This window comes from Acinetobacter sp. 228, assembly GCF_048147885.1.
In genome coordinates this window covers 1-1,248 of sequence record NZ_JAYWYV010000352.1, presented here as the reverse complement: position 1 = coordinate 1,248, position 1,248 = coordinate 1, and the positions used below count along the sequence as shown (strand labels likewise).

The 1,248-nt window shown below is 41.6% G+C and carries 1 protein-coding gene; it reads right to left on the bottom strand.

The features are described 5' to 3' along the window. Positions 1-152: 152 nt before the first annotated feature. On the bottom strand, positions 153-1,248 hold a 1,096-nt coding region (locus VXQ92_RS18910), incomplete at its 5' end, for a choline dehydrogenase (protein WP_416682834.1).

The following is a 1,248-nucleotide window of genomic DNA, read 5'->3' as shown; positions in this document are numbered from 1 at the left end:
AAAATAGATGAATTTTTAATTTATGACCTATTGATGTAATTAATAACCTTGCATGACCTTATTTTCTGTCATACATACTTCTTATTAATATGAGTGCTATAAATAATAAATTAAGGGCATATTCCTGCATAAGAAATATGCCCTTTAAGATTTTATGATGCTACATAGAATGGTGCAGTCGAACGTGGTAACGCTTCGCGTCCACGAATTTGGTCTGCAATTTTCTCGGCAATCATAATGGTGGTTGCATTTAAGTTGCCGGTAATAATCAGCGGCATAATTGAGGCATCAACTACACGCAAACCATTCATACCGTGTACACGGCCTTGACCATCTACAACAGCCATTTCGTCTTCGCCCATCTTACAGCTACAAGACGGGTGGTAAGCTGTTTCTGCATGGTTACGAACAAAGTCATCAAGCTCTGCATCTGTCTGCAAATGTTTGCCCGGGCTAATTTCATCACCACGATATGGGTCAAGCGCAGGTTGATGCATGATTTCACGCGTAATACGGATTGCATCACGGAACTCACGCCAGTCTTGTTCAGTCGACATGTAGTTAAACAAGATACTTGGATGCGCAAACGGGTCTTTCGATTTAAGTTTGATACGACCGCGTGAAGGCGAACGCATTGAACCCACGTGTGCTTGGAAGCCATGTTCTTTTACTGCATTACTACCGTTGTAGTTAATAGCTACTGGCAAGAAGTGGTATTGAATGTTTGGCCACTTAAACTCATCCGAGCTACGGATAAATCCGCCTGCTTCAAACTGGTTACTTGCACCAATACCTGTACCATTGAATAACCATTCGGCACCAATGGCAGGTTGGTTATACCATTTTAAAGCAGGGTATAAAGAAACGGGTTGCTTACATTTATACTGTAAGTACATTTCCAAGTGATCTTGCAAGTTTTCACCCACGCCCGGCAAATCATGAACCACATCAATGTCCATTGATTTTAAGAAGGTACTTTGACCTACACCTGAACGCTGTAAAATTTGCGGTGACGCAATTGCGCCTGCACAAAGTAATACTTCACGTTTAACCAAGGCACGTTGCAAGTTGTTTTGATCAGCACCAATAATATATTCAACACCAATTGCTTGCTTTTGATTAAACAAGATTTTATTGGTCGTCGCATGAGTTAAAATAGTCAGGTTTGGACGACCTTTTGCCATATCCAAATAACCACGTGCGGTACTTGAACGACGGCCTTTAGGCGTAACGGTACGGTCCATTGGA